Origin of the sequence: Mesorhizobium sp. B2-2-4 (genome assembly GCF_006442375.1) — a bacterium.
Lineage (GTDB): Bacteria > Pseudomonadota > Alphaproteobacteria > Rhizobiales > Rhizobiaceae > Mesorhizobium.
In genome coordinates, this window is sequence record NZ_VFWB01000001.1 from 751,711 (window position 1) to 773,107 (window position 21,397).

Below are 21,397 nucleotides of genomic sequence, written 5' to 3' on the forward strand. Positions count from 1 at the left end.
GGGTAGCTGAAAAAGGCCGCGAAAGCAGCTAATTTTTGACCAGAAGGTCAAAAGCTCGATCGCCGGAGAAGAGCAGGCCTCAGCCGACGAAGGCGCGCTCGACGACAAAAGTCGAGGGATGGCTGAGCGAGCCTTCCTGGAAACCGAGGCTCTCGGCCATCTCCTTGACGTCCTTGAGCATATGCATCGAGCCGCAGATCATGATGCGGTCGGTCTCGGGATTGAGCTTCTCTATGCCGAGGTCGGCGTAGAATTTGCCGGAGCCGATGAGCGCGGTGATACGGCCCATGCGCGCCGACCCCTCGCGGGTCGTGGAGTTGTAGAGCGTGACACGGCCGCCGGTCAGTTCGCCGATCAGCGGGTCGCTTTCGAGCGCCGCCACCAGTTCCTGGCCATAGGTCAGCTCGGCATTGTCACGGCAGGTGTGGGTCAGGACCAGCTGCTCGAACTTTTCATAAGTGTCAGGGTCACGCAGCAGGCTGGCGAAGGGCGCGATGCCGGTGCCGGTGGAGATCATGAACAGCCGCTTGGCCGGCGTCAGCGCGTCGACCACCAGCGTGCCGGTCGACTTCTGGCGCATGATGACGGTGTCGCCGACCTGGATCTTCTGCAACTCCGAGGTCAGGGGGCCGTCCGGTACCTTGATGGAAAAGAATTCCAGCTCTTCGTCCCAGGCCGGGCTGGCCACCGAATAGGCGCGGAACACCGGCTTCTCGGCATTGGGCAGGCCGATCATGACGAATTCGCCGGAACGGAAGCGCAGCGACTGCGGACGGGTGATGCGGAACGAGAACAGCCGGTCGGTGTAGTGCTTCACCGAGACCACGGTTTCGGCATAGACATTGGCTGGAATCGGAAATTGCAGCGGGCGGGCGCCGGCGGTGTTGAACGCGGATGTGGTGTTCATCAAATCCAACCTTCTGGCCCAACTCACGAACGCGGGCGCCAAACCTTATTCCTGCGCGCCCGGACCGTTCAGGTTCCGGCGTGCTGCTCGCACACTCCAAAGCGGTAAGCTCTTGTGTCCGGAATTTATTAGTATACAAACGATATTTGCGTCAAGATGCCGCCGTAAAACACCTTTCCAAACTGTGACATATCCGTAGTCCCAGCATTTCGGGTTTCGACAATGAAAGAGAATTTTTCGGTGCAGCCGCCGGATTCCCTGGGCAGTGTTGTCGCCGGCATCGACGTCGGCGGAACCTTCACCGATCTGCTTCTGATTGATGGCAAGGATGGCGGGCGGGTACATATCGCCAAGACGCCCACGACCGTCGACAACCAAGCCTTCGGCGTCGTTTCGGCGCTCGATACCACCGGCTTTCCGATCGACGGCATCGATCTTATCGTGCATGGCACGACGACAACCACCAACGCGGTGCTCGAACGCCGGCTGGCGAAGACCGGCATGATCACCACGCGCGGCTTTCGCGACGTGATCGAGCTCGGCCGGCGCACGCGGCCGCAGCCCTATGGCATGACCGGCACCTTTGTTCCGGTCATCCCGCGCAACCTGCGGCTCGAAGTGTCCGAGCGCGTCGAGGCGTCGGGAGCGGTACGCATGCCACTCGACGAAGCCGAAATGCGCGAGGCGGTGAAGGCGCTGATCGATGCCGGCTGCGAATCCCTGGTCATCCACTTCCTGCATTCCTACGCTAACCCTTCGCACGAGCGGCGCGCCGCCGAGATCGCCGCCGAACTCTGGCCGAACGACTACATCACCGCGGGTCATGCGCTGCTGTCGGAAGCGCGCGAATTCGAGCGCGGCGTCACCGCCTCGGTCAACGCTTCGGTGCAGCCGATCCTCGAGCGCTATGTCGAGCGGCTGCGCAAGGAACTCGCCGACAAAGGCTACGCCCGCGACTTCCTGATCATGAACGGCAATGGCGGTATGATCTCGGCCCGCTTCGTCACACGTGAATCGGCCAAGACCGTGATGTCCGGCCCGGCCTCGGGCGTCATCGCCGCCGCCTACACGGGCAAGCGCGCCGGCTTCGAAAATCTCGTCACCTACGACATGGGCGGCACCTCGACCGACGTGGCGCTGATCCGCAACGCCGAACCGGCGGTTTCGAACGAGATCGAGATCGAATACGCCATGCCCATCCATGTGCCGATGGTGGCGGTGCACACGGTCGGGGCCGGCGGCGGCTCGATCGCGCGCGTCGACGCGGCAGGCCTGATCCAGATCGGCCCGGAAAGTGCCGGCGCCAATCCAGGCCCGATCTGCTACGGCCGCGGCGGCCTGCAGCCGACCATCACCGACGCCAATCTGGTGCTCGGCCGGCTGGCGTCGAAGAAGCTGCTTGCCGTCGACAATCCGGTCACATCAGAGCGTGTCACCGGCATTTTCGCCGACAGGATCGGCAAGGCGACGGGCTTGTCCGGCGTCGAAGCAGCCGGCGCGGTGCTCAGGCTCGGCAACATGAAGATGGCCGGCGCCATCCGCATGGTGTCGGTGTCGCGCGGCCACGATCCGCGCGATTTCGCGCTGTTCGCCTTCGGCGGCGCCGGCCCGCTGCACGCCACCGCTCTGGCGCGCGAACTTGGACTGCCCCGGGTGCTGGTGCCGGCACGGCCCGGCATCACCAATGCGCTCGGCTGCGTCGTCGCCGATCTGCGCCATGATTTCGTCAACACCATCAACCGGCCGGTAGGCGTTCTTGATGAAAGCCAGCTCCATCGGGTTTTGGAACGGCATCGAAACGAAGGCGAGGAGCTGATCGCCAAGGAGGCGGTGAAACCGCAGACCATCCGCGTCACCCATTCCGCCGACATGCAGTTCGTCGGCCAGACCCACATCATCAACGTGCCGCTGCCGTCCTCGTCGGTGACCCGGCAGGAGCTGCAGGCGCTGTTCGAAAAGGCCTATTTCGCGCGCTTCAAGGTCGAGCTGCCGGAAATCCGCGCCAATCTGGTCAACTTGAACACCTCGGTGACGGGTGTCAGGCCGGCGATCGATCTGTCGCGGCTGATCGACCCCGCCGGGCGGGCAAAGACGCTCGACGAGGCCCGGCGCGAGATCCGGCCGGTCTGGTACAGCGGGCGCTGGCATGACACGCCCGTATACGCACGCGAAGAACTGCCGCTCGATGTGATCATCGAAGGGCCCGCGATCCTCGAACAGATGGACGCTACCACGGTGCTCGAACCCGGCGACCGTGCCCGCTCGGACGCCGACGGCAACATCATCATCGACATTGGCGAGGCCTGAGATGCAAAAGCTCGACGCCATCACGCTCTCGGTTCTCCAGGCAGCCCTGCAGCAGGTCTGCGATGAGATGGACCTGACCTTTTCCCGCGCCGCCTTCTCACCTGTCATCGCCGAGGCCAATGACCGCTCCGACGGCATCTATTCGGCCGTCGACGGCTCGCTGATCGCGCAAGGCAGCCAGGGCCTGCCGGTATTCGTCGGCGTCATGCAATATTCGACCAGGACGGTGATCGAGATGATCGCCGACGGCCGCTGCCTGGCCCCGGAGCCGGGCGATATCTACATCGTCAACGACCCGTATCTCGGCGGCACGCATCTGATGGACGTGCGCTTCGTCATGCCGGTCTACCGGGACGGCAAGATTTTCTGTTGGCTGTCCAACACCGGTCATTGGCCCGACATTGGCGGTTCGGTGCCCGGCGGCTTCTCGGCTTCGGCGACGGCGGTCGAGCAGGAAGGCTTGCGGCTGCCGCCGGTCAAACTGTTCAAGAAAGGCGTACTCGACCCGGAGATCTACGCCATCATCTGTTCGAACATCCGCGTCGCCGACCAGCGCATCGGCGACATCAGGGCGCAGGCTGCCGCACTGCTGATCGGCCAGGATCGGCTCAATGGAATTCTGGATCGTTACGGAGACGAAACCGTTGTCGAGGCGATCGCAGAACTGCGCCGCCGCGCCGCCGAGCAGACGCGCGCCAACATAGCGGCCATTCCCGACGGGACCTACCGCTCGACGGCCTTCGTCGATTCCGACGGCGTGGTCAACGAGCCGCTGACCATCGCGCTCGCCGTCGAGAAGAAGGACGACACCCTGACTTTCGATTTCGCCGGCTCGTCAAAACCCTGCGCGGGGCCGATGAACAGCGTGCTGGCGACCACCTTGTCCTCGGTTTATCTCGCCATGCGCCATATCTTCCCCGATGTGCCGATCAGCGCCGGCGCCTTCGAGCCGCTCGAGGTCAAGCGGCCGGAGGGTACCTTCCTGGATGCCAGATATCCCCGCCCGGTCTCGGGCTGCGCCGCGGAAGTGTCGCAGCGCATCGCCGAGGCGGTGTTTGCGGCCATGGTGCAGGCGCTGCCCGACAAGGTAACGGCGGCGCCCGCCGGCTCCAGCGGCAATTTCGCGCTCGGCGGCAACGATCCGGCGCGCGGCCGCGACTATGTCATGTACCAGATCTCTGGCGGCGGCTATGGCGGCAATGCCGGCCATGACGGGCTGACCAATGGCTGCTCGACCATCGGCATCTCCAAGTCGCCGCCGGTCGAGATCATGGAGCAGGCCTTTCCGGTGCTTTACCGTCACTATGCGTTGCGCGAGGGCTCGGGCGGCGCCGGCAAACATCGCGGCGGCTTTGGCCTTGCCTACGAGGTCGAGATCCTGCGTGGAGAAGCCCGCGCCTCCTTTGTCATGGACCATGGCCGCTTCGGCCCGCAAGGCGCGCTCGGCGGCCGGGATGGCGAGCCCAACACGGTGGCCGTCATCCGCGACGGGAAGGAACATGTGCCGCCCCACCTCTCTAAGGAGCAGGACATCGCGCTCAAGGCCGGTGACCGCGTCCGCGTCGGTACGCCGGGTGGTGGCGGCTACGGCAATCCGCGTGAGCGCGATCCGGAACTGGTGGCTCAGGACGTCAGGCTTGGTTATTATACGGCTGAACAGGCCAGGGATTTGTTCGGCGCCGCATGAACTCGCTGGCGCCTTGTTCGACCCGGAGGAGTAAGGCCGCGGCCTGGTCCGGCTTGCTCGGAAATCGTTTTGGCCTCTCCTGCGGGTCCATGATATGATTTGCGAATGAAGTATCTTAATTCAAGAACCGGCCGCTCAGCCAAGACGGGTCATTTCGTGCTGACGAGAGCGCATGGCGAGAAAATCAGCGCTGTCGAAGGTATGAAGTTGTCGTCCCGCATGGCGAAAATACTCAACCATGGTGTGCGGCAAGGGTTGTCCGGTGACGAGCGGCGCTCGCTGATCAAAGAAGAAATCCGCAAAAAGAAATAGGCCGTTGGTCTACGCTGCCGAGTTCGATCCACTCTGCTACCCCGGCACGACCGTGCTTATAAATCTGCTTGATATCCGCGAGCAGGCAGAGCTCGATGAGGTCGAGCTCGCCTTGTTCCTGACTCGCGCGGACGAGCCCCTTCCGGCAGGCGAACTCGACTACCGTCACTATCTCCACCTGCATCGGCACCTGTTCCAAGACGTGTATGCTTGGGCCGGTCAGCCGCGCACCATCCGGATCGGCAAGGGTGGCAGCTGGTTTTGCTATCCCGAGCACATCGCCAGCGAGATGGTTCGGGTGTTCCGTGAACTTGGCGACCCCGACTCCTTGGCAGACCTAGACAGCCTCGGCTTTGCGAGGCACGTGGCCCACGTCATTGCGGAGATCAATGCCGTTCATCCCTTTCGCGAAGGCAACGGCCGTACCCAACTCACCTTCCTTGCGATGCTTGCTGAACATGCGGGCTTCACATTCAACGCCGATATCCTGGAGCGAGATCGCGTTATTCAGGCGATGATTGACAGCTTCGGTGGTTCCGAGGCGCCGCTTCAAACGCTTATCGAAGACATCATCGCGTAGCTCAGCCGCTCACCCCCTCCGGTCCAGCTTCGCCGCCAGCCGGTCGCCCACCCACTGGATGCCGCAGACCAGGATGATCAGCACGATCACCACGGCGATCATCACTGACGTCTCGAACCGCTGGTAGCCGTAGCGGATGGCGAGGTCTCCGAGGCCGCCGGCGCCGATCGCGCCGGCCATGGCGGAGGCGCCGACCAGCGTCACCAGCGTCACGGTGAAGCCCGCGATGCCTGGCAGCGCTTCCGGCACCAGCACCTCGCGGATGATCGTCCAGCGGTTGCCGCCCATGGCGCGCGCCGCCTCGATCAGGCCATGGTCCACCTCGCCCAGCGACACTTCGGCGATGCGCGCGTAGTAGGGCGTGGCGGCGATCGACAGCGGCACGATCGCCGCCCAGGTGCCGATCGAGGTACCGACGATCAGCCGCGTCACCGGGATCAGCGCCACCAAAAGGATGATGAACGGCACCGACCGGAAGCCGTTGATGACTGCGCCGAGCACGCGGTTGACCCACAGGCTTTCGGCGATGCCGCCGCGTTCGGTGGCGATCAAGGCGAGACCAAGCGGCAGGCCGAAAACCAGCGAGATGAGGCCGGAAGCGGCCGTCATCAGCACCGTCTCCCAGATCGACCGCAGCAGAAGCTCAAACAGGATCGGCGACATGGCCAAGCACCTCCACCCGCGCCTGGCGCGATTTCAGGAATGCGATCACTCGCGCGAGATGGCTTGCATCGCTGCCGGGGACAGACAGGAACAGTGTGCCCACCGGCTGCTGCTGGATATGGTCGATGCCGCCATGGACGAGGCGGAACGTGCCAGGCACGAGCGTCGCGAGATCGGACAAGAGCGGGCTTTGCGCGGCCTCCCCGGCCACATCCACGCGCAGGATCGTCTCCGCGCCGGTCGCGGGCAGCAGCCGGGCCAAGAGCTCGGCCGGCAGTTGCGGCCGGATGGCGCCAAGCAGGCTTTTCGTGATCGGCGACCGCGGCTCGGCAAACACCGACCAGACCGGGCCTTGCTCGACGAAGCGCCCGGCGTCGATCACCGCCACGCGGTCGCCGATCGAGCGGATCACCTCCATCTCATGGGTGATCAAAAGGATGGTCAGGCCAAGCTGCCGGTTGATGTCCCTCAGCAAGGCGAGGATGGACCGCGTCGTCTCCGGGTCAAGCGCGGAGGTGGCTTCATCCGACAACAGCAGCGCCGGCCGCGCGGCCAGCGCCCTGGCGATGCCGACGCGCTGCTTCTGTCCGCCGGACAGCGATGCCGGATACGCCTTTGCCTTCTCCGACAGGCCGACCAGTTCAAGCAGTTCGGCGGCGCGGCGCAGCCGCTCCGCCTTCGGGCGGCCCTCGATCTTGAGCGGCAGCGCCACATTGTCCTCGACGGTCTTGGCCGACAAAAGGTTGAAATGCTGGAAGATCATGCCGATGCGCCGCCGCAGCGGCTGCAGGTCGCGCTCGCCGAGCCGGCTGATCTCGCGGCCTTCGATGAAGACTTCACCGGAATCCGGCCGCTCCAGTCCGTTCAGGCAGCGGATCAGCGTCGATTTGCCGGCGCCGCTGCGTCCGATGATGCCGAGGATCTCCCCCTTGCGCGCCGTCAGCGAAATGCCGTCGAGTGCCGCCGTCGCGCCGAAGCGGCGCTTCAGGTCGACGAGCCGCACCACGTCTTGCGGCGGTGGGCCTGTGCCCTCCACGGCTTCTGCGGTTGCTGAGAAATGCTGGTTCATGCGCGGATCCCGAAATACGATCGCGGCCCGCGCATCGCGCGGACCGCCTTCATGTCAAATGCCCTAACAGCCTCAATAGGCGCTGAGGCCGGTGCCCTTGTAGACCTTGTCGAACTCGGCTTTCACCGCCTCGTTCTGGTAGGAGGCGACCAGCGTCTTCACCCAGGGCTCGTTCTCATTGCCAATCTTGACCGCGATGAAGTTGCGGTAGGGGTTGTCGGCGATAGGCTCCTGCGCGATACGGTTTTCCGGTGTCAGGCCGCTCTTCAGCGCCCAGTCGGTGTTGACCACGGCGGCATCGAGATCCTCGACGGAGCGGCCGACAATGCCGGCGTCAAGCTCCTTGATCTCGACCTTCTTCGGGTTTTCCGCGATGTCGGCGGTGGTGGCGAGAATGCCGGTGCCGTCCTTCAGTTTGATCACGCCCTCGTTCTGCAGCACGCGCAGCGCCCGGCCTTCATTGGAGGGATCGTTCGGCACGCCGATCACCGCGCCCTCGGGCAGGTCGGCGATCTTCGTATATTTCTTGGAGTAGAGGCCGATCGGCCAGACGCCGGTATAGCCGACGCGCACGATGTGGTAGCCCTGTGTCTTGATCTGGTTGTCGAGATAGGGCTGGTGCTGGAAGGCATTGGCGTCGATCTCGCCGCGCTCCAGCGCCTCGTTGGGCTGGGTGTAATCGTTGAACACCACGGTCTCGATGCTGAGGCCCTTTTGCGCCGCCTGGGCGACGACGACCCGCCAGACATCCTCGTCCTCACCGCTGATGATGCCGACCTTGATCGCCTTCTTGTCTTCGGCGAACGAAGCGCTGGGCGCAATCAGCCCGGCGACCGCGACCGCCGAAGCGAAAAGCAAGCCAAGACCCGCGCGGCGGTTGAAATATGACGAGAGGGAAGACGACAAGGTGTTCCTGAAATCGGACATGATGGATCTCTGCGGTTGCGAAGTCACAAGCCCGGCGGAACGCCAAGCCTTGTCCAGATCATCAGAAACTCTAGGGATATTATCAAAGAACCGCGTTCCCCGGTTCGCCCGGAAGCCCGGAATATTCTCTCAAAATTTTCTGAACGGCGAGCACGGCAGCCTAGCCGCCGCGCTAAACGGGCCGCAGCGCCGCGGCTGAACTAACGCTTGCACTTTCCCGCTTGACTGCGTGGTGGCACGGAATAGTTTAGGCTGAAAATACCGGCCCTGATCGCCGGGCGGCAAGAATGCCTCGTATGCCTCGCCCTCCGGCGGTGGCTGCGGGGCATTGTTATTTTGGGGATCTGTTTGAAACGGCGTATCGAGATCGGCATCCTCTATTCCCGCTCGGGAAGCTACCAGCTCGTCTCCGATGCGTGCCGGATGGGCGCCATGCGCGCCATCGCCGACACCAATGCCGACCGCGGCTCGGGTATCGAACTGATGCCCGTCGAGCGTGACCCGCAAAGCAATGCCGATCGCTATGCGACGCTCTGCGAGGACATCTTCAAGACCAGCAGCGCCCGCCATGTCGTCGGCTGCGTCACTTCCTGGAGTCGCAAGGAGACCATTCCGGTGCTGGAAAAAGCCGGCGGCATGCTCTGGTACGCCTGCCCCTATGAAGGCTTCGAGGCCAACGAGCACGTCGTCTACATGCACGCTTGCCCAAACCAGCATCTGGTGCCGCTGATGGCCCATGTCGTGCCCCGCTTCGGCGCCAACGGCTTCCTGCTCGGCTCGAACTACATCTGGGGCTGGGAGATGAACCGCGTGGCGCGCGACCTGATCGCGGATGCCGGCGGCAAGGTTCTGGGCGAGCGCTATCTGCGCATAGGCGAGACCGACGTGTCGCGGCTGATCGCCGAGATCCGGGCGACGCGGCCGAACTTCGTCCTCAACAACCTGATCGGCACCTCCTCCTACGCCTTCCTGGCGGCCTACCGCGACCTGGGCGTTGAGGACCCGGCCTTCAGCCCCGAGGTGTGCCCGATCATCTCCTGCAACCTCACCGAGGGTGAGCTGCCGGCGATCGGCGAAACCGGCAAGGGGCATTTGTCGGTCGGGCCGTATTTCGCGCCTCGCCCGGCGGCCTTCGCCTCGTCTTTCGAGGCCTCCGCCTATGCCTCCGTGCAAGTGATGGCCGACGTGCTCTCGCGTGATCCCGACGCCGGTCCGGCGGAATTTTCCAAGGCCTTCGCCGAACGGCGCTTCTCCACCCGGCTCGGCCCGATTGCTATCGACGCTCATTCCCAGCACGCAACGCTGCCGGTAATCATCGGCCGGATCGCCGACGGCTTCTTCGAGGTCGTCAGCCGGCAGCACGAGGTCGCGCCCGATCCGTACCTGTCACGCTACGACCCCGCCACGACATTCGGCCGGCCGCGCCTGAGGGTGGTGTCGTGACCAGGCCATCGCGCATCCCGAATCTCGGCGGCGCCAGGGCATTCATCCTGCATCGCCCGCACCCGACCGTGCAGGCCATCACCAGGCAGTTGTCCGCCATCGGCCTGGTCACCGTCGACTGCTGGCCCGAACTGCCGCCTGAAGCGCTGGCCGCCGATTTCGTGTTCTTCGACGCCGATCTCGGTTTCGACGAGCAATTCCCGTGGAAGGCCGGCGAGGCGCCGATGCCGCTGGTGGCGCTGATCGGTTCGGAGGCGCCCGGCCGCATCGAATGGGCTCTCTCGCACAAGGCCGATGCGCAGCTCCTGAAGCCGGTCGGCACTGCCGGCGTCTACAGCGCGCTGCTGATCGCAAGGCAGAGTTTCGAGGCGCGAAAACATTTGGCCGGCGAGATCGCCTCGCTGCGTCAGCGTGTCGCCGAGCGCCAGACCATCGTGCGCGCCGTCGCGGCACTGTCGAAAGGCGCCGACGACGATCGCGCCTACGCGCAGCTGCGCTCGCTGGCGATGAGCTGGCAGATCAGTGTCGAGGATGCGGCGCGCCGCATCGTGGCAATGACCAATGAGGAAGTAACGGGTGAGGAAGGCGGCGATGACCACTCCTATCGCGCCTGACCTCCCGGCGGCCGCACGCATGCCGGTCAAGTCGCGCGCCGGCGTCTGGCGCCGGCTGGTCAAACGCCGCCTGGCGCTGCTCGGTCTGTTCATCGTCGCCATCGTCCTTGCCGGCGCGATCCTCGCGCCATGGCTGACCGGCTATGACCCGAATGAGCAGATGTTCGACGGGCTGACGTTGGAAGGCTCGCCCTTGCCGCCTGACGCAAAATTCTGGCTGGGCACCGATCTGCTCGGCCGCGACCTGTTGACCCGCATTCTCTACGGCGCCCGCACCTCGCTGATCATCGGCATCGCCGCCAATGGCGTGGCGCTGTTGATCGGCACGCTAGTCGGCGTCACGGCGGGTTATTTCCGCGGCTGGATCGGCAGCGCTCTCATGCGCTTCACCGATCTGATGATGGCGTTTCCGGCGCTGCTGCTCGCCATTTGCCTGGCGGCAGTGTTCGAGCCAAGTCTCTGGATCGTCGCTCTGGTCATCGCGCTGGTCAACTGGGTGCAGACCGCGCGCGTCATCTACACCGAAACCTCTTCGCTCGCCGAACGCGAGTTCATCGATGCCGAACGCACCATCGGGGCGAGCGCGCCGCGCATCCTGTTTCGCCACATCCTGCCGCATCTTCTGCCCACCATCATCGTCTGGGGCACGCTCGGCATCTCCACCACGGTGCTGCTGGAAGCGACGCTCTCCTTCCTCGGCATCGGCGTGCAGCCGCCGACGGCCTCCTGGGGCAACATCATCTTCGAGAACCAGACCTACTTCCAGGCGGCACCCTGGCTGGTGTTCTTCCCGGGTGCGGCGATCCTGGCGCTGGCGCTGGCCTTCAACCTGATCGGCGACGCGCTGCGCGACATCCTCGATCCGACGCAAAGGGGCCGGGCATGATCGCCTATCTCGGCCGCCGCCTGATCCAGTCGCTGCTCATCCTGCTCGGCGTCTCGCTGATCACCTTCGCGCTGCTTTATTTGCTGCCTGCCGACCCGGTGCGCCAGATCGCCGGCCGCAGCGCCACGCCGCAGACGGTCGAGAACATCCGCCAGCAGCTCGGCCTCGACCAGCCCTTCGTGGTCCAGTACTGGCACTATCTCACGAAGCTCGCCAGCGGCGATCTCGGCCGCTCCTACATCCAGCGCTCCGAGGTCACCGAGCTTATCGTCTCGCGGCTGCCGGCGAGCCTGCTCCTGATGGTCGGCGCCATCCTGTGCGAATTGCTGATCGGGCTCAGCATGGGCCTGATCGCCGCCGTCAAGCGCGGCACCGCCACCGACCAGACGCTGATGGTCGCCTCCTTCGTCGGCGTCTCGGCGCCGCAATTCGTCGTCGGCCTGCTTTTGCTTTACGTGTTCGCCGTGCGGCTGGGCTGGTTCCCGATCGGCGGCTACGGCACCTGGCGCCATCTGGTGCTGCCTTCGCTCACCATGGGCATACTCGGCGCCGGATGGTACGCGCGCATGATGCGCTCCTCGATGATCGACGTGCTGCGCCAGGATTATGTGCGCACCGCGCGCGCCAAGGGCCTTGCGCGCCGCGCCATCCTGTTCCGCCATGCGCTCCCCAACGCCATCCTGCCGGTCATCGCCATGATCGGCATCGACATCGGCATCTTCATGGGCGGCATCGTGGTGGTCGAAAGCGTGTTCGGCTGGCCAGGCATCGGCCAGCTCGCCTGGCAGGCGATCCAGCGCGTCGACATTCCGATCATCATGGGCGTCACGCTGGTGTCGGCCTTCGCCATCGTGCTCGGCAATCTCTTGGCCGACATCATCGCCCCGTTCATCGATCCCCGCATCAAGCTCAGATGAAACCAGAAAACCAACAGAGAAAGGGAACATAACAATGAAAAAGCTTCTCGCATCAACCGTGGCCGCATCGGCGCTGGCGCTGATGCTCGGCATGACGAGCGTCCGCGCCGAGGACGCCGTCGACCCCAACGCCAAGCAGGGCGGCGCCATCACCATCACCTACAAGGACGATGTCGCGACCCTCGATCCGGCGATCGGCTATGACTGGCAGAACTGGTCGATGATCAAGAGCCTGTTCGACGGGCTGATGGACTACGAGCCGGGCACCACCAATCTCAAGCCCGACCTCGCCGAAAGCTACGAGATCTCGCCCGACGGCAAGACCTTCACCTTCAAGCTGCGCCATGGTGTGAAATTCCACAATGGCCGCGAAATGACCGCCGAGGACGTGAAATACTCGCTCGACCGCGTCACCAATCCGAAGACGCAGAGCCCCGGCGCCGGATTCTTCGGCTCGATCAAGGGCTATGACGATGTCGCCGCCGGCAAGGCCGAAAGCCTGTCCGGCGTCACCGTCGTCGATCCCTATACCGTCAAGTTCGAGCTGACCCGGCCCGACGCCACCTTCCTGCATGTCATGGCCATCAACTTCTCGCATGTCGTGCCGAAGGAAGAGGTCGAGAAATACGGCGCCGATTTCGGCAAGCATCCGGTCGGCACCGGCGCCTTCAAGCTCGCCGAGTGGACGCTCGGCCAGCGCATCGTCTTCGAGCGCAACGCGGACTACTGGCACAAGGGACTGCCGCATCTGGACAAGATCACCTTCGAGATCGGCCAAGAGCCGATCGTGGCGCTGCTGCGCCTTCAGAAGGGCGAGATCGACGTGCCCGGCGATGGCATTCCGCCGGCCAAGTTCCAGGAGGTGATGGCCGATCCCGAGCAGAAGGCGCGCGTCGTCGAGGGCGGGCAGCTGCACACCGGCTACGTCACCATGAACACCACCATGGCGCCGTTCGACAATGTGAAGGTGCGCCAGGCGGTCAACATGGCGATCAACAAGGCGCGTGTCGTCCAGATCATCAACAACCGTGCCGTGCCGGCCAACCAGCCGCTGCCGCCCTCGATGCCGGGCTACGACAAGGCGTACAAGGGCTATCCCTATGACGTCGCCAAAGCCAAGGCGCTGCTGGCCGAAGCCGGCCATCCCGACGGCTTCGAGACGCAGCTTTTCGCCATGAACACCGATCCCAATCCGCGCATCGCGCAGGCGATCCAGCAGGACCTCGCGGCGATCGGCATCAAGGCCAGCATCCAGTCGCTCGCCCAGGCAAACGTCATCGCCGCCGGCGGCGACAAGGCCGGCGCGCCGATGATCTGGTCCGGCGGCATGGCCTGGATCGCCGACTTCCCGGACCCATCGAACTTCTACGGTCCGATCCTCGGCTGTGCTGGCGCGGTGCCTGGCGGCTGGAACTGGTCGTGGTATTGCAACAAGGACCTCGACGCCAAGGCGGCCGAGGCCGACTCGGTGGTCGACCCGGCTAAAGCCGCCGAGCGCGACAAGATGTGGAGCGCCATCTACGACAAGGTGATGGAGGACGCGCCCTGGGCGCCGGTCTTCAACGAGCAGCGCTTCACCATGAAGTCCGCGCGCATGGGCGGCGCCGACAACCTCTATGTCGACCCGGTCCATATCCCGATCAACTACGACAATGTGTACGTAAAAGATGTGCAATAACTGCGACTACACCATCCACGGACGCCATCACCATTTCGGCTGGGACAATTCCTTTGCCCCGGCGCAGCGCGTGGCGCCCGGCTCGACCATCGAGTTTCAGTGCCTCGATTCCTCCGGTGGCCAGCTCAAGCCCGACAGCACCGTCGCCGACATCGCCAAGCTCGACTTCGCCGGGATCAACCCTGTCACCGGGCCGATCTTCGTCGAGGGCGCCGAGCCGGGCGACGCGCTGAAGGTGACGATCGAGATGTTCAAACCGTCCGGCTTCGGCTGGACGGCGAACATTCCAGGTTTCGGCCTGCTCGCCGACGACTTCAAGCAGCCGGCGCTCAACATCTGGAAATACGATGCCGCCTCGCTGGAGCCGGCCTTGTTCGGCAAGAACGGCCGCGTGCCGCTGAAACCCTTCGCCGGCACCATCGGCAACGCGCCGGGCGAGATGGGCCATCACTCGGTGGTGCCGCCCCGCCGCGTCGGCGGCAATCTGGACATTCGCGACCTCGCCGCCGGCACAACGCTCTATCTGCCGGTGGAGGTGGCCGGCGCGCTGTTTTCGGTCGGCGACACGCATGCCGCGCAGGGCGATGGCGAGGTCTGCGGCACGGCGATCGAAAGCCCGATGGACGTCGTGCTCAAGCTCGACCTTGTCAAGGACGCCAGGCTGAAGATGCCGCGCTTCACCACGCCCGGCCCGGTGACGCGCCACCTCGACACCAAGGGTTACGAGGTGACCACGGGCATCGGCCCGGACCTGATGACCGGCGCGAAAGAGGCGGTCGCCCAGATGATCGACCTGCTCGCCGGCCGTTACCAGATCGATCCGGTCGAGGCCTATATGCTGGCCTCGGTCTGTGGCGATCTCAGGATCAGCGAGATCGTCGACATGCCGAACTGGGTGGTGTCGTTCTACTTCCCGCGCTGCGTGTTCGAATGATATTCGGTCGGCGCTGCACCCCCACCCCGCTGCTTCGCAGCGACCCTTCCCACAAGGAGGAGGGTAAAAAACCGGCGCCCTACCTCCCCCTTGTGGGGAGGTCGGACCGAAGGTCCGGGTGGGGGGCGCCACAGAATAAATCCCTTGCAGGTTTGCGTCTGCAATGATCTCCGCCACCGAAACCATTCTCGACATCGCCAATCTCTCCGTCTCCGTGCGTGGCGAGGACGGCGAGCGCGACGTCGTCTCCAACCTCTCTCTGACGCTTTCACGCGGCGAGACGCTCTGCATCGCCGGCGAATCCGGCTCCGGCAAATCGATGACCGCGCTGGCGATCATGCAACTACTGCCGCGGCCCGCCGCGCGCATATCTTCGGGCACGATCCGCCTTCTTGGCGGGGATGCGGGCGACACCGATCTCACAGCGCTCGACGAGCGCCGGATGCGCCGCATCCGCGGCGACCGCATCGCCATGATCTTCCAGGAGCCGATGACCTCGCTGAACCCGGTGCTGTCGATCGGCCGCCAGCTCACCGAATCCATCGAGGCGCATACCAGCCTCTCGCCCGCCGAGGCCCGAAGCCGCGCCAGCGAGGCGTTGAAGGCAGTGCGCATTTCGGAAGCCGAAAGCCGGCTGAAACAGTTTCCGCATGAGCTGTCCGGCGGTATGCGCCAGCGGGTGATGATCGCCATGGCGCTGGCGCTGGAACCCGACGTGCTGATCGCCGACGAGCCGACGACTGCGCTCGACGTCACCGTGCAGGGCGAGGTTCTGGAACTGCTGCGCGACCTGCAGCGCCAGCACGGCACCAGCGTCATCCTCATCACCCACGACATGGGCGTGGTCGCCGAAATGGCCGACCGCGTCATCATCATGCGGCATGGCCGCATGGTCGAGGAAGGCAAGACATCGGACATTTTCGCCAGGCCGCAAGCCGAGTACACACGCGAGCTGCTCGCCGCCGTGCCGCGCATCGGCACTGGCGCCGGCCGCCAGAAATCGAAAGAGATTGCCGAGCCGGTTGCGCCGGCGAACGTCGCCGATGTCACCGATCTGCATGTCCGGTTCGACCTGCGTGGCGGCTTCTTCGGCCGGGTCAACCGGCGCGTCCATGCCGTCGAAGGCGTCAGCTTTTCGATCGCGCCCAACGAAACGCTGGCGCTGGTGGGCGAATCCGGCTGCGGCAAGTCGACCACCGCCAAGGCGCTGGTCGGACTGGTGCCTTATACCGGCGACATCGTCATCGGCGGACGCAACCTGTCGGGCCTCGGCCGCGACGAGCGCAAGGCGGTGCGCCGCGACGTGCAGATGATCTTCCAGGACCCCTACGCTTCGCTCGACCCGCGCATGCGCGTCGGCGATCTCGTCGCCGAGCCGCTGGTCATCCATGGCGTCGCTTCGAAGGAGGAGCGCAGGGAGCGGGTGGCGGCATTATTCGAGCGTGTCGGCCTGTCGGCCGGCCAGATGGAGCTCTATCCCCACGAATTCTCCGGCGGCCAGCGCCAGCGCGTCTGCATCGCCCGTGCCCTGGCGCTCAGGCCGAAGCTGATCATCGCCGACGAAAGCGTTTCGGCCCTCGACGTTTCCGTGCAGGCGCGCGTGCTCGACCTGTTGAAGGAATTGCAGCGCGAATTCGGCGTCGCCTACCTCTTCATCTCCCATGATATGGCCGTAGTCGAAAACATCTCCGACCGCGTCGCCGTCATGTATCTCGGCCAGATCGTCGAGATGGGCACGCGCGACCAGGTTTTCTCCAACCCGCGCCACCCTTACACCAGGCGGCTGATCGAAGCTGTGCCGGTGCCCGATCCGGCGAAGCGCAGGAGCCGGTTCGCAAGGCTGGACCAGGAGATTCCGAGTGCGACGCGGAGGCTGGGCGAGAGCCCGCAGAGGCTGGCGCTGAGCGATGTCGGAGGCGGTCACCTGGTGGCGGGGTGAGGGTATGCTGCTCATGTGGGGCGGCGCCGACGCTTCCTGTGGCAACTGCAGCCATATCCGGGCCGCGACGGCTGTCCCGATCCCATCAATACCCAAGCGCCATTCCGTCCTTGCGTGGGTCCGACGCCCCGGTCAGCGTTCCCTTTTCCCAGTCGATCAGCACCGCCTGGCCGCCGCCGAGCGGGTGGTGCGGCTGGGTGATGGCATGGCCGCGGCGGCGCAGGCCTTCGATCGCATCAGCGGGAACACCGCGCTCGGCCTCCACCATGCCGTCATTGTAGAACACTCGCGGCGCATCGAGCGCCTGCTGCGGATCCATGCCGAAGTCGAGCATGTTGGTCAAAAGATGGACGTGGCCGAACGGCTGGTAGCCGCCGCCCATGACGCCGAACGGCATCACCACGCGGCCGTTCCGCGTCGCCATGCCGGGCATGATCGTGTGCATCGGCCGCTTGCCGGGCGCGATGGCGTTCGGATGCGCCGGGTCGAGGCGGAAGCTCGAGCCGCGGTTCTGCAGCACCACGCCGGTCTTCGGGCCGACGACGCCGCTGCCGAAGGAATAATAGGTCGAGTTGATGAAGGAGACCGCGTTGCGGTCGCGGTCGACGATGGAGATGTAGACCGTGTCGCTGCCGGGCAGCTGCACATCCGGCAGGTGCGTCATGGCACGCTGGCGGTCGATCTCGGCGCGCAGCCGCTCGGCATAGGCGGCCGACAGAAGCTCTTTTACCGGCACCGGCACATGGTCCTGGTCGCCGAGGAAACGGTCGCGGTCGCGGTAGGCCAACCGCCCCGCTTCGATCTCCAAGTGCAGGCGCTCGGCGCCGCCGGGGTCGAGCTCGCCGAGCCTGAGCCCCGACAGCACATTCAGCATCACGAGCGCCGTCAGCCCCTGATTGTTCGGCGGCATCTGGTGGATCTCGTGGCCGCCATAGGAGACGCTGACCGGCGCTACATAATCGCCCTTGGTCGAAGCGAAATCCTCAAGCGAATGCAGTCCGCCCAACGCCCTGAGCCGGCTCACAATGTCGTCGGCCACGGTGCCTTCATAGAACCCGGCGCGGCCATGCCTGGCAATGATGCGTAAGGTGGCGGCAAGCTCCGGCTGCCGGTGCACGTCGCCGGCCCTGGGCGCCTCGCCGCCCGGCAGGAAAATGCGCGCGGCGTGCTCGTCGGCCGACAGGTCGGTCTCCGGTTCGGCCCAGTCGAAGGCGACGCGGTCATGCACGACATAGCCGTTCTCGGCATAGTTGATCGCCGGCGCCAACACCTCTGCAAGGTCCTTGCTGCCATGGTCTTCCAGCAGCCTGCACCAGGCGTCGATCGCGCCGGGCACGGTCACGGCATGCGGTCCCTGTTTGGGAAGTTCGCTGAAGCCTTTGTCGCGATACCAGTCCACGGTCGCCTTGGCGGGCGCCCGGCCGGAGCCATTGAAAGCCAGCACGTGTCCCTGCCCCGCGGGGCAATAGAGGACAAAGCAGTCGCCGCCTATGCCGGTCGATTGCGGCTCGACCACGCCCTGCACGGCGGTGGCGCAGACAGCGGCGTCCATGGCATTGCCGCCGGCGCGCAGCATGTCAATGGCTGCAAGCGTCGAAAGCGGATGCGAGGTCGCGGCGATCGCTTCGGTGGCACGGACCGGCGAGCGGCCGGGAAACTGGAAATCACGCATTCTGTCCGAATATCTCCTGGTCACTTGAAGCCAATTGGTCCGGTGAAATCAATGCCGTCTGCCGAAGATCTGCGCCACCGACAAGAGCACGACCGACAGCACGATCAGGCAGGTCGAGATGGCAGCGATCGTCGGGTCTATCTGGTCGCGCAGGGCGTTGAACATGCGGCGCGTCAAGGTCGTCGTCTCGCCGCCCGAGATGAACAGCGAAACCACCACTTCGTCGAAGGAGGTGATGAAGGCAAACAGCGCGCCCGAGACGATCGAGAAGCGGATCTGCGGCATGGTAACTTGCCAGAAGGCGGCTACGCGTCCGGCGCCCAGGCTGCGCGCCACGCGCTCCTGGTTCATGTCGTAGGAGCGCAGGCCCGAAAGCACCGTCAGCACCACCAGCGGCAGCGCCTGCACCGTATGCGCGATGACCAGGCCGGTCAGCGTGTTGTTCAGCCCGATGCGCGCGTAGAGGAAGAAAGTGCCGATGCCGATCAGGATCACAGGTACGATCAGCGATGCCGTCATCAGTGCGTTGATGCTGCCGTTGAAGCGCAGCGTGCCGCGATTGATGGCGTAGGCGGCGGCCGTGCCGAGCGGCGTCGCCACCAGCGCTGTCATAACGGCCACCTTGACCGAGACGACCGTCGCGTCGCGCCACTCCGGCGACTGGAAGTAGGTCTGGTACCAGCGCAGCGACCATTGCTGGGGCGGAAACTGCAGCAGCGTCGAATCCGAAAACGACATGATGACGATGATGACCGACGGCGCGATCAGGAACAGCAGCACGAGGCCGCCCAGCGCATAGAGCCACAGACGTTGCCGGTGCGAGATCGGCAGGCCGACATCTCCACTCATCGCGAACTCCACACACCTGTGGCGCGCGCGCCGAGCAGCCACTGGAACAGGCCGAGCAGCGCCAGCGTGACCGCGAGCAGCACGACGCCGAGCGCCGCGCCGGCGCCCCAGTTGGAATAGAGACTGGTGGTCTGTTCCATGCGCATCGCCCACATGACAACCTTGCCGCCGCCCATCAGCGCCGGCGTGACGAAAAAACCCAGGCACAGCACGAAGACGATGACCACGCCCGAGGCGAGGCCGGGCAGCGACAGCGGAAAGAAGATCTGCCGGAAGGTGGCGACGGGGCCGGCGCCCAGATTCATCCCGGCGCGCAGGCAGTCGGTGTCGATGGTCTTCATCGAGGCGTAGAGCGGCAGCACCAGGAACGGCAGCAATATATGCGTCATGCCGATGACGACGCCGGAAAAATTGTTGGCCAGCGGCAGCGGCTGGCTGATGACTCCGAGGTCGATCAGCCAACTGTTGATCAGCCCCTTGCGCTGCAGGATCACCAGCCAGGCATAGGTGCGCACCAGCACCGATGTCCAGAACGGCAGGATGACGAAGATCAGGCAGATCGACGCCGCCCGGCGCGGCAGTTGCGACAGCATATAGGCCAAGGGATAGCCCAGCAGCACGCAGGCGGCGGTGACGATGAAGGCGACCTTGAAGGTGGTGAGGAAGGTCTTGATGTAGGAGGCCTGCTCGAAGAAGCGCGCATAGTTGGCGGCGCTCAAGACGCCGGCCTCGTCGAACAGCGACAGCCAGAACAGCCAGCCGACCGGTACGATGATGATGGCAAAGACGAGGAACAGGCTTGGCGACAGCAGCGCCAGCAGCCGAAACTGCTCGCGCCGCGCATCGGCGCGCAACGCATGCGCGTTAAGGTCCTGGGTCATGGCGCCAATTGTCTCGTCCATCGTGGTGGTTTGCACGCTCATCAGTCCGCCGCCACCAGGATCGTATCCTGCGCATCGAGGCCAAGCGCGATCGGCTGCCCGGTGGCCGGCAACCTGGCCAGCACGTCGCTGCGGCAATAGTCGTGCAATGTCAGCTGCCTGCCGTCGCGCAGCACGGCGTAGCAGACGAAGCTGTCGCCCTGATAAATCACGTCACTGAGCGTCGCGCTGAGCACGTTGACGCCCTTGGCCGGCTCTGCATTTGACAGCAGCCGCAGCTTTTCCGGCCGCACCACCATCAGCTGCTGGCCCGATGCCGGTGCCGGCGCCGCGGTGTGGATTTGCCTGTCCTCGTACCAGACCGAACCGGAGCGGCATTCGACGGGAATGAAATTCGATTCCCCGATGAAGCCGGCGACGAACCGGGTGCGCGGCGCGGCGTAGAGAATTTCGGGCTTGTCGAGCTGCTCGATGCGCCCGGCATTCATGACGGCGATACGATCCGACATGGTGATCGCCTCGCGCTGGTCGTGCGTGACATAGACAGTCGTCATGCCAAGCCGCCGATGCAGGGCGCGCAGTTCGATCTGCATGTGCTCGCGCAGGCCCTTGTCCAACGCCGACAGCGGCTCGTCCATCAGCACGATGCGCGGCTCGAACACGATGGCGCGCGCCAGCGCCACGCGCTGGCGCTGGCCACCGGAGAGCTGGTCGACGCGCCGTTCGCCGAGGCCCTGCAACTTCACCAGCTCCAGCGCTTTCTCGACGCGTTCCATCGTCTCGGCGGCCGGAACGCGTCGCTGCTTCAGCGGAAAGGCGATGTTGTGGAAGACGTTCATATGCGGGAACAGGGCATAGTTCTGGAACACCATGCCGATATTGCGCCTGTGCGGCGGCGTGGTGATGATCTCCTCGTCGCCGACCTTGATTGAGCCGGCAGTGGCCCTGACGAATCCCGCCAGGATCATCAGCAGCGTCGTCTTTCCGGAGCCGGAAGGGCCGAGCAACGTCAGGAATTCGCCGGCCGCGACGTCGAGATTGAGGTCGCGCAGCACCGATACGGAGCCAAAACGTTTCTCTATCGCGCGCATGCCGATCGGCAGCGCGGATGGCACAATGGACAAGATTGTTT

19 protein-coding genes are annotated in these 21,397 nt (G+C 64.8%); 11 read left to right on the forward strand and 8 right to left on the reverse strand.

All coding sequences use genetic code 11. The features are described from left to right. Positions 1 to 79 precede the first annotated feature (79 nt). Positions 80 to 907, reverse strand: coding sequence for a ferredoxin--NADP reductase (locus FJ959_RS03865; RefSeq protein ID WP_140628555.1), 828 nt, complete (start codon positions 905 to 907; stop codon positions 80 to 82). Between the two features lie 222 nt (positions 908 to 1,129). Between FJ959_RS03865 and FJ959_RS03870 the strand changes: the two genes are divergently transcribed. The 4 genes from FJ959_RS03870 (at position 1,130) to FJ959_RS03885 (ending at position 5,793) form a co-directional block, all read left to right on the forward strand. Further along, the gene (locus FJ959_RS03870) at positions 1,130 to 3,214 is read left to right on the forward strand and encodes a hydantoinase/oxoprolinase family protein (RefSeq protein ID WP_140524293.1); all 2,085 of its coding nucleotides are present in this window, start codon (positions 1,130 to 1,132) and stop codon (positions 3,212 to 3,214) included. Between the two features lies 1 nt (position 3,215). Beyond that, positions 3,216 to 4,901 carry a hydantoinase B/oxoprolinase family protein gene (locus FJ959_RS03875; protein ID WP_140628557.1) on the forward strand — a complete coding sequence of 562 codons (1,686 nt, stop codon included), beginning with the start codon at positions 3,216 to 3,218 and terminating at the stop codon, positions 4,899 to 4,901. 105 nt (positions 4,902 to 5,006) lie between these two features. Beyond that, on the forward strand, positions 5,007 to 5,213 hold the full coding sequence (locus FJ959_RS03880; RefSeq protein ID WP_140514236.1) for a hypothetical protein: 207 nt from the start codon (positions 5,007 to 5,009) through the stop codon (positions 5,211 to 5,213). A 4-nt stretch (positions 5,214 to 5,217) separates the two neighbouring features. After that, a complete protein-coding gene (locus FJ959_RS03885) occupies positions 5,218 to 5,793 on the forward strand; it encodes a Fic family protein (RefSeq protein ID WP_140628560.1) in 576 nt (191 codons plus the stop codon). Positions 5,794 to 5,802: 9 nt separating this feature from the next. Here FJ959_RS03885 and FJ959_RS03890 read toward each other — a convergent pair whose 3' ends face one another. From FJ959_RS03890 to FJ959_RS03900, 3 genes are all read right to left on the reverse strand, one after another. Further along, positions 5,803 to 6,456: a methionine ABC transporter permease gene (locus FJ959_RS03890; protein WP_140628562.1), complete on the reverse strand. Its 654-nt coding sequence runs from the start codon at positions 6,454 to 6,456 to the stop codon at positions 5,803 to 5,805. Further along, positions 6,437 to 7,525, reverse strand: coding sequence for a methionine ABC transporter ATP-binding protein (locus FJ959_RS03895; protein WP_140628564.1), 1,089 nt, complete (start codon positions 7,523 to 7,525; stop codon positions 6,437 to 6,439). The genes FJ959_RS03890 and FJ959_RS03895 overlap by 20 nt, the downstream gene beginning before the upstream one ends. A gap of 72 nt (positions 7,526 to 7,597) precedes the next feature. Then, complete coding sequence (locus tag FJ959_RS03900) at positions 7,598 to 8,452, reverse strand: MetQ/NlpA family lipoprotein (RefSeq protein ID WP_140628566.1); 855 nt, start codon at positions 8,450 to 8,452, stop codon at positions 7,598 to 7,600. A 348-nt stretch (positions 8,453 to 8,800) separates the two neighbouring features. On the opposite strand from FJ959_RS03900, the gene FJ959_RS03905 reads away from it, so the two are divergent. The 7 genes from FJ959_RS03905 to FJ959_RS03935 all read left to right on the forward strand — a co-directional run bounded on the left by FJ959_RS03905 (position 8,801) and on the right by FJ959_RS03935 (position 16,863). Continuing rightward, positions 8,801 to 9,895, forward strand: coding sequence for a transporter substrate-binding protein (locus FJ959_RS03905; RefSeq protein ID WP_140491563.1), 1,095 nt, complete (start codon positions 8,801 to 8,803; stop codon positions 9,893 to 9,895). Further along, a complete protein-coding gene (locus FJ959_RS03910; RefSeq protein WP_140491561.1) occupies positions 9,892 to 10,509 on the forward strand; it encodes an ANTAR domain-containing protein in 618 nt (205 codons plus the stop codon). The genes FJ959_RS03905 and FJ959_RS03910 overlap by 4 nt, the downstream gene beginning before the upstream one ends. A 19-nt stretch (positions 10,510 to 10,528) precedes the next feature. Continuing rightward, a complete protein-coding gene (locus tag FJ959_RS03915; protein ID WP_210239460.1) occupies positions 10,529 to 11,395 on the forward strand; it encodes an ABC transporter permease in 867 nt (288 codons plus the stop codon). Continuing rightward, positions 11,392 to 12,312 carry an ABC transporter permease gene (locus tag FJ959_RS03920; protein ID WP_140491557.1) on the forward strand — a complete coding sequence of 307 codons (921 nt, stop codon included), beginning with the start codon at positions 11,392 to 11,394 and terminating at the stop codon, positions 12,310 to 12,312. The genes FJ959_RS03915 and FJ959_RS03920 overlap by 4 nt, the downstream gene beginning before the upstream one ends. Before the next feature lie 34 nt (positions 12,313 to 12,346). After that, positions 12,347 to 13,990, forward strand: coding sequence for an ABC transporter substrate-binding protein (locus tag FJ959_RS03925; RefSeq protein WP_140514253.1), 1,644 nt, complete (start codon positions 12,347 to 12,349; stop codon positions 13,988 to 13,990). After that, a complete protein-coding gene (locus FJ959_RS03930; protein WP_140491553.1) occupies positions 13,980 to 14,924 on the forward strand; it encodes an acetamidase/formamidase family protein in 945 nt (314 codons plus the stop codon). Before FJ959_RS03925 ends, FJ959_RS03930 begins: the two co-directional genes overlap by 11 nt. Positions 14,925 to 15,087: 163 nt before the next feature. Continuing rightward, positions 15,088 to 16,863: an ABC transporter ATP-binding protein gene (locus tag FJ959_RS03935; RefSeq protein ID WP_140628568.1), complete on the forward strand. Its 1,776-nt coding sequence runs from the start codon at positions 15,088 to 15,090 to the stop codon at positions 16,861 to 16,863. An 85-nt stretch (positions 16,864 to 16,948) separates the two neighbouring features. On the opposite strand, the gene ggt is transcribed toward FJ959_RS03935, so the two are convergent. Genes ggt through FJ959_RS03955 form a run of 4 tightly spaced genes read right to left on the reverse strand, consistent with a single transcriptional unit; the run spans position 16,949 to position 21,389 of the window. Beyond that, positions 16,949 to 18,535 carry a gamma-glutamyltransferase gene (gene ggt, locus FJ959_RS03940; protein ID WP_140628571.1) on the reverse strand — a complete coding sequence of 529 codons (1,587 nt, stop codon included), beginning with the start codon at positions 18,533 to 18,535 and terminating at the stop codon, positions 16,949 to 16,951. A 48-nt stretch (positions 18,536 to 18,583) separates the two neighbouring features. After that, positions 18,584 to 19,384, reverse strand: a complete 801-nt coding sequence (locus tag FJ959_RS03945; protein ID WP_140559092.1) for an ABC transporter permease — start codon at positions 19,382 to 19,384, stop codon at positions 18,584 to 18,586. Continuing rightward, entirely contained in the window at positions 19,381 to 20,307 is a 927-nt protein-coding gene (locus FJ959_RS03950) for an ABC transporter permease (RefSeq protein ID WP_140628574.1), read from the reverse strand. Before FJ959_RS03950 ends, FJ959_RS03945 begins: the two co-directional genes overlap by 4 nt. Further along, a complete protein-coding gene (locus FJ959_RS03955; RefSeq protein ID WP_140628577.1) occupies positions 20,307 to 21,389 on the reverse strand; it encodes an ABC transporter ATP-binding protein in 1,083 nt (360 codons plus the stop codon). The genes FJ959_RS03950 and FJ959_RS03955 overlap by 1 nt, the downstream gene beginning before the upstream one ends. Between the last annotated feature and the right edge of the window lie 8 nt (positions 21,390 to 21,397).